The sequence below is a fragment of the Paracoccus sp. (in: a-proteobacteria) genome, assembly GCF_032007265.1.
Classification (GTDB): domain Bacteria; phylum Pseudomonadota; class Alphaproteobacteria; order Rhodobacterales; family Rhodobacteraceae; genus Paracoccus.
In genome coordinates, this window is record NZ_DALZMB010000045.1 from 21817 (window position 1) to 28255 (window position 6439).

The following is a 6439-nucleotide window of genomic DNA, read 5'->3' on the forward strand; positions in this document are numbered from 1 at the left end:
AACTTAGCGCGCAACAGGATGAAAAGGGTAGCCACATGATCAAAGAGTTTAAGGAATTCATCGCCCGAGGCAATGTCATTGACCTTGCCGTCGGTATCATCATCGGCGCTGCCTTTACGGCAATCGTCAGCTCATTGGTCTCTGACATCATCAACCCGATTATCGGTTTGATCACCGGCGGCACCGATTTCAGCAGCCACTACTTTGTGCTGAAAGGCGACGTGCCGCCCAATGCCAGCCTTGAAGTTGCGCGTCAAAGCGGCGCGTCGATCTTTGCCTGGGGTTCGTTCATCTCGGCCATCATCAACTTCCTGATCATCGCTTGGGTGGTGTTCATGCTGGTCAAGGGCGTGAACAAGATCCAAAGCGCGACCAGCCGCAAGAAGGCCGAAGAAGAGGCCGCAACCCCCGCAGGTCCGACCCAGGAAGAGCTGTTGGTCCAGATCCGCGACGAGCTGCGCTCGCATCGCGTCTAAGGTCTGGCCCAAAGCCTGACGCTTGGCGAAAGCGATTGGCGGCGCCCCGCAAGGGCGCCGCTTTTTCATTGATTGCTCAGCCCGCCAGCAGCTGATCGGGCGAGATCGCAGCCAGGCCAAGCGCCTCACCGACCGGGGGCGAGGTCAGCTGGCCGTCATGGATCGCCAGCCCTGCACGCAGATGGGGATCATCAGTAATCGCCTGACGCCAGCCCTTATCGGCCAAAGCCAGCATGAAGGGCAGGGTGGCATTGCCAAGTGCGCGCGCCGAGGTGCGCGCCACAGCGCCGGGCATATTGGCGACGCAGTAATGCAAAATACCATCCACCTCATAAATCGGGTCTTGGTGGGTGGTGGCGCGCGATGTCTCGAAACAGCCGCCCTGATCAATCGCGACATCGACCAAGGCCGAGCCGGGCTTCATGGTTGAAAGTTGTGCGCGGCTGACCAGTTTGGGCGCGGCCGCACCCGGGACCAGCACTGCGCCCACGACCAGATCGGCGCGGACCAGCTGCTCGGCCACGGCGGCGCGTGTGGCATAACGTGTGGTCAGCCGGCCCATGAAAAGATCATCCAGATAGGAAAGGCGGGTCAGCGATCGGTCCAGAACCGTCACCGTCGCGCCCATGCCGACCGCAACCCGCGCCGCGGCAGCGCCCACGACCCCGCCGCCAATGATCAGCACCTCGCCGGGGCTGACACCGGGCACACCACCCAGCAAGATCCCCGAGCCACCATTGGCCTTTTGCAGCGTCCATGAGCCGACCTGAGGCGCCAGACGCCCCGCAACCTCGGACATCGGTGCCAAAAGCGGCAGCCCGCCCCGCGAATCGCTGACGGTTTCATAGGCGATGGCGGTGACGCCGGATTTTAGCAGATCCTGGGTCTGAGGCAGGTCAGGGGCCAGATGCAGATAGGCAAACAGGATCTGCCCCTTGCGCAGCATGGCGCGCTCGGCCGGCTGGGGCTCTTTGACCTTCACGATCATATCGGCTTCGCCATAAACGGCCGCGGCATCAGGAATCATCCTTGCCCCCGCCGCCAGATAATCGGCGTCAGAAAAGCCTGCGCCAATGCCCGCGCCGTTTTGAACCAAGACCTCATGGCCATGCATTTTGGCCTCGTGAACGGCGTCCGGCGTCATGCCGACCCGGAATTCCTGCGGTTTGATTTCTGTGGGGCAACCGATTTTCATGGCATTTCCTCTTGCTTGCACGCGCGCTTAAATTCGAGGTGTGCACCAAAATCAACGAAGAATCTTCTTAAACCTTGGTCTGTTATACGCTAGAATCGAAGATAATTCTTTTAATGGGCCTGTTTTTCGCAGGAATGGTGACAGTTTTGGAAATAGACGCAATCGATCGACGCATATTGGCTGCACTTCAAAAGGAAGGTCGAATGACCAATGCGGACCTGGCCACCAAGGTCAGTCTGTCGCCAAGCGCCTGCCACCGCCGGGTGCAGCGGCTTGAGGAGGAGGGGATCATCAGCGGCTATGTCGCGCTTTTGGACGCGCGCAAAATGCAGCGCCCAACCACGGTCTTTGTCGAGATCACATTATCGGGACAGGCCGATGAATTGCTCGAGGCTTTCGAGCGTGCCGTGCGCACCATTCCCGACGTGCTGGAATGTCACCTGATGGCGGGATCGGCGGATTATCTGCTGAAGGTCGTGGCGCAGGACACCGATGACTTTGCGCGTATCCACCGCCAGCGTCTGGCGAAGCTACCGGGGGTGGCCCAGCTGCATTCGTCCTTCTCACTTCGCCGCGTGGCCTTTACGACGGCGCTGCCGTTTTGATCGCTGGCAATGCCTTGATGAAAAAAGAAAAACCCCCGGCGAATAGGCCGGGGGTTTTGTCCAAAGGCTGCCATCCGGCAGACGGACGACTTAAAGCGCGCCTTCGCGTTGCGCTTTTTTGCGTGCCAGCTTACGGGCACGGCGCACGGCCTCGGCCTTTTCACGGGCTTTCTTGACCGACGGTTTCTCGAAATGCTGCTTGAGCTTCATTTCACGAAAAACCCCCTCACGCTGAAGTTTTTTCTTCAGAGCGCGAAGTGCCTGTTCGACGTTATTGTCACGAACACTTACCTGCATGTGGTTGTCACCACCTTCCTAGGTTAGAGTTGAGCAGAATTGCAGGTCGCGGCCTGATAGCAGGGCAAATCCGCTTTGTCCAGAAATTCCGGGAATTGGAGAGATCTGATGACGATCGAAAGCGAAAGGGACCGATTGATCGATGCGGCCCTCGGCCATGCGATCTTCGATGGCATGAATGACAAGGCGATCGCCGCAGCCGCGCGCGACCTTGGAATGGACCCTGCCTTGGCGCAGGTCTATTTGCCCCAGGGCGGGGCAGGGCTGGCCGCGGCTTTTCACCGACGCGGTGATGCAGCGCTGCGCCGCTGGCTAAAGGAAACGCCGCCAACCGGGCGCTTTCGGGACCGGATCACTGCCGCGGTCATGCAGCGCCTTGAGGGTGCGGACCGCGAGCTGGTGCGTGGCGGGGCTGCGATTCTGGCGCTGCCTCAACATGCGGCTCTTGGTGCGCGGCTGTTGTGGGAAAGTGCGGATACGATCTGGAGCGGGCTGGGCGATCGATCCGAGGATGTGAACTGGTATTCAAAACGCGCCACGCTTTCGGCGGTATATGGCGCGACAGTCTTGTACTGGCTGGGCGACGAATCCGCTGATCACAGCCAGACCCGTGCCTTCTTGGATCGCCGTATCGATGGCGTCATGCGCTTCGAAAGCCTCAAGGCGTTTGCGCGCAAGGTGCCGGGCATGGGTATGCTGGGGGATCTCGCCACCGGCTGGATCCGCAAACCGGTCAACCGCAATTTGCCGGGCCAGATCCATCCCGACACTCTGACCACTGGCCCAAAAGGAGATCATGAGTGATCCCGGAAATGATGCGTGCTGTCGAAATCACTGCTCCGGGCGGCCCCGAGGTTCTGCGCCCGAGCATGCGCCCGGTGCCGGTGCCCGGGCATGGCCAGATCCTGATCCGTGTCGCTTGGGCCGGGGTCAACCGACCTGACGTGTTGCAACGGGCTGGCAGCTATGCCCCCCCACCGGGGGCCTCAGAGCTGCCCGGGCTTGAATGCTCAGGCTGGGTCGCGGCCGTCGGGCCCGGGGTGACGCGCTGGCGCGAGGGCCAAGAGGTCTGCGCGCTTCTACCCGGCGGCGGCTATGCCGAATATGTCCCTTGCCCGGCAGATCACGCGCTGCCGATCCCGGCAGGACTAGATCTGAAAGACGCGGCGGGCCTGCCCGAGACATCTTATACCGTCTGGTCGAATGTGGTCCTGCGCGGCGGCCTGACGGCAGGAGAGCGTTTCCTGGTCCATGGCGGCAGCTCGGGCATCGGCACAACCGCGATCCAAATCGCGCGCGCGCTTGGGGCAAGGGTCTGGGCGACGGCAGGCTCGGCCCAAAAATGCGCGGCCTGCGAGCGACTTGGGGCGCAAGCCATCAACTATCGCAGCGAGGATTTCGTCAAGATTTTGCGTGCAGCCGGTGGCGCCAATGTCATCCTGGATATGGTCGGAGGGACCTATATCGAGCGCAATCTGAAAGCGCTGGATTATGAAGGGCGATTGGTGATGATCGCCTTTTTGGGCGGCGCGAAGGCTGAGGTCAACTTTTCGACAATCATGACCCGTCGTTTGACCGTCACCGGCTCGACCCTGCGCCCGCAAACCGATCTGGCCAAGGCCAGAATTGCCTCGCAGTTGCAACGCGACCTGTGGCCGCTTGTCGCTGCAGGGCAGGTGCGCCCAATTATCGATCAGACCTTCTCACTTAATGATGCGGCTGCGGCGCATCGCTATATGGAGGAAGGCCATAATATCGGAAAAATCCTGCTCGAAGTGGCGCCCATCGGCTAAAGGCTGTGTCGTTAAAGCTTTCGAGAATACCTGCCTCCGGCGGGGATATTTCTGCATGGAAGAAATGGATAGGCTGGTGCCATTAGGCAAAGCTTAAACAATCGGAGTTATTGTTTTCCTACGGTACAGGCGGGGACGCCGATGACCGTCATGGGAGACGCCACACCCCAGCCATCGACCTGATCGGGCGGGGTGTGTGCGTTTCTAATCGTTTCGCCAGCAAAGGCCCGATCAATCGTAGCTGTGGCCGCTTTTGTCGTCTCTCATGTAAAAAAATATCCCCGCCGGAGGCATTGAACTGTTCCGTCAGCGGGGCGCAGGCATCAAGACATTGCGGGTGCAGTCGCGGCTCGCATCCGGGGCGCAGGCACGTGGGCTTAGGTCTTTGGCAAGGCAGACACGCACTTCTTGGAAATGATTGCCTTGACAGGTCACCGTCACGCTTTTGCGGTCCAGGCTTGGATTGGCTTCGATGAAGGCCTCTTCGACGACCTTGGCGGGCAAAGAGACCTCGCGCGACAGTTTGGAAAAAACCTCCGGGGTCTGGATTTGCTCAGCAGCTTTGCGCATCAGCGCGAAGTAATCCTTTGCGGCAAGACCAGAGCATCTTCCGTGTTTGCGCCATTGATACCAGGCCAGTCCAGAGGACCCCATCAGATCCTGCATCTCGCGGGTTTCACGACGCGAGGGGTCGGATTGCCGGGTTATGCAATCGCTTGGCCAGCCCTGTTCGGATTGTGGCCACAGTCCGTGAACCGTGAAGCCGATTTTGCGACCCCGATCGCATGAGATGCTATCGCGGGGATTGTCTACGGTATTACACCAACTTGGTGCCCAGCTTAACGCCAGCACATAATAGTCAAACTCTCCGGCCCGATCGGCGGCATTGGCGGGGCGGCTTTGTGGCAGCAACAAGGCCATCAGCATCATAAGTGCCGTTAGGATGGGTTTCATGGCATGGCACTCTTTTGGCTGATGCGGTTTGGTGTTCAGATTCCGGTCATGGGCTTCGGGCCATGAGATTCGGGCTTTATCGACGGCACAAAACTGACTATATATCCTGTCAATTCCCCCACTGAAAATGGAATGGCGCCCGCCACGAGCCGTTTTCCCGGCCTAAAGAGTTATTGCGAAGGAGACACAGATGAGCAAGCCGCTGATGGCCAAGGCCACCGCTGTTTGGCTGGTCGACAACACGACGCTGAGTTTCAAGCAGATCGCCGATTTTTGTGGTATGCACGAGCTTGAAGTTCAGGGCATCGCTGATGGCGATGTTGCCGTCGGTGTGAAAGGTTTTGATCCTGTCGCGTCGAACCAGCTTGATGAGAGTGAAATTGAGAAAGGGCAGAAAAACCCGATCTACAAATTGCGCCTCAAGCATAACCCTGCTGCCGAGGGCGAGGAAAAGCGCCGCGGCCCTCGTTATACGCCGCTTTCCAAGCGTCAGGACCGTCCTGCCGCGATTTTGTGGCTGGTCAAATTCCACCCCGAGCTGGCCGATGCGCAGGTTGCCAAGCTGGTTGGCACGACCAAACCGACCATTGCCTCGATCCGCGACCGCACCCATTGGAACATCCAGAACATCACGCCGATCGATCCGGTTGCGCTTGGGCTTTGCCGTCAGACCGAGCTGGATGCCGCGGTTCAGAAAGCAGCCAAGAAACATGCGGCAGGCGGTGACGTCATGTCCGATGACGAGCGTCGCAAGCTGGTCAGCACCGAGGCCTCGCTGGCCATGGGTGAAGAGCCGCGTATGCCCTCGGGGCTGGGCGACCTTGGAGGCTTTGGCCTTGGCAAAGAGGACAAGCCTGCACCCGAGCCGGAACTGGATGCAGACAGCTTCTTCAACCTGCCTGATGCGGATGATGAAGACGAGGACGAGGATCAGCGCTGATCCCTCTCTGAGGATGCTGATAAGAAAGGCCCGCCGAAAGGCGGGCTTTTTCATTGTGAACCCAGAACCAAACAGGGTTTGAGCCAAGCCATTTCTGGCTGTTTGCGGGCGCGCTCAGGTGGTGGATCTTTTGCTTTGCCAGCTTGGCTGCAGGTCATCCGGGCTGCTTTGTGCGGCAT

8 protein-coding genes are annotated in these 6439 nt (G+C 59.5%); 5 read left to right on the forward strand and 3 right to left on the reverse strand.

Annotated features, from left to right (window positions below; all coding sequences use genetic code 11):
* The first annotated feature begins 35 nt into the window (after nucleotides 1-35).
* The gene (mscL, locus tag RTS12_RS11100) at nucleotides 36-476 is read left to right on the forward strand and encodes a large conductance mechanosensitive channel protein MscL (RefSeq protein ID WP_312528438.1); all 441 of its coding nucleotides are present in this window, start codon (nucleotides 36-38) and stop codon (nucleotides 474-476) included.
* Between the two features lie 76 nt (nucleotides 477-552).
* Here mscL and ald read toward each other — a convergent pair whose 3' ends face one another.
* Entirely contained in the window at nucleotides 553-1671 is a 1119-nt protein-coding gene (gene ald, locus RTS12_RS11105; RefSeq protein ID WP_312528440.1) for an alanine dehydrogenase, read from the reverse strand.
* A gap of 146 nt (nucleotides 1672-1817) precedes the next feature.
* Here ald and RTS12_RS11110 point away from each other — a divergent pair, with 146 nt between their 5' ends.
* On the forward strand, nucleotides 1818-2276 hold the full coding sequence (locus tag RTS12_RS11110) for an Lrp/AsnC family transcriptional regulator (RefSeq protein WP_312528442.1): 459 nt from the start codon (nucleotides 1818-1820) through the stop codon (nucleotides 2274-2276).
* 90 nt (nucleotides 2277-2366) lie between these two features.
* Here RTS12_RS11110 and rpsU read toward each other — a convergent pair whose 3' ends face one another.
* A complete protein-coding gene (gene rpsU, locus RTS12_RS11115) occupies nucleotides 2367-2573 on the reverse strand; it encodes a 30S ribosomal protein S21 (protein WP_011748553.1) in 207 nt (68 codons plus the stop codon).
* A gap of 108 nt (nucleotides 2574-2681) precedes the next feature.
* Here rpsU and RTS12_RS11120 point away from each other — a divergent pair, with 108 nt between their 5' ends.
* Nucleotides 2682-3377 carry a COQ9 family protein gene (locus tag RTS12_RS11120; RefSeq protein WP_312528445.1) on the forward strand — a complete coding sequence of 232 codons (696 nt, stop codon included), beginning with the start codon at nucleotides 2682-2684 and terminating at the stop codon, nucleotides 3375-3377.
* Between the two features lie 11 nt (nucleotides 3378-3388).
* Entirely contained in the window at nucleotides 3389-4366 is a 978-nt protein-coding gene (locus RTS12_RS11125; RefSeq protein WP_312528453.1) for an NAD(P)H-quinone oxidoreductase, read from the forward strand.
* A gap of 306 nt (nucleotides 4367-4672) precedes the next feature.
* Here the strand turns inward: RTS12_RS11125 and RTS12_RS11130 are convergent, their stop codons facing one another.
* Entirely contained in the window at nucleotides 4673-5320 is a 648-nt protein-coding gene (locus RTS12_RS11130) for a ribonuclease T2 (protein WP_312528447.1), read from the reverse strand.
* A gap of 190 nt (nucleotides 5321-5510) precedes the next feature.
* Here RTS12_RS11130 and RTS12_RS11135 point away from each other — a divergent pair, with 190 nt between their 5' ends.
* Nucleotides 5511-6260 (forward strand): DUF1013 domain-containing protein, encoded by a 750-nt coding sequence (locus RTS12_RS11135; protein ID WP_312528449.1) that lies wholly within the window; start codon nucleotides 5511-5513, stop codon nucleotides 6258-6260.
* The last annotated feature ends 179 nt before the right edge of the window (nucleotides 6261-6439 follow it).

Coding starts and splice junctions, on each gene's coding strand:
- mscL (WP_312528438.1), top strand. CDS start 36: ATGATCAAAGAGTTTAAGGAATTCATCGCCCGAGGCAATGTCATTGAC.
- RTS12_RS11125 (WP_312528453.1), top strand. CDS start 3,389: ATGCGTGCTGTCGAAATCACTGCTCCGGGCGGCCCCGAGGTTCTGCGC.
- rpsU (WP_011748553.1), bottom strand. CDS start 2,573: ATGCAGGTAAGTGTTCGTGACAATAACGTCGAACAGGCACTTCGCGCT.
- RTS12_RS11130 (WP_312528447.1), bottom strand. CDS start 5,320: ATGAAACCCATCCTAACGGCACTTATGATGCTGATGGCCTTGTTGCTG.
- ald (WP_312528440.1), bottom strand. CDS start 1,671: ATGAAAATCGGTTGCCCCACAGAAATCAAACCGCAGGAATTCCGGGTC.
- RTS12_RS11135 (WP_312528449.1), top strand. CDS start 5,511: ATGAGCAAGCCGCTGATGGCCAAGGCCACCGCTGTTTGGCTGGTCGAC.
- RTS12_RS11120 (WP_312528445.1), top strand. CDS start 2,682: ATGACGATCGAAAGCGAAAGGGACCGATTGATCGATGCGGCCCTCGGC.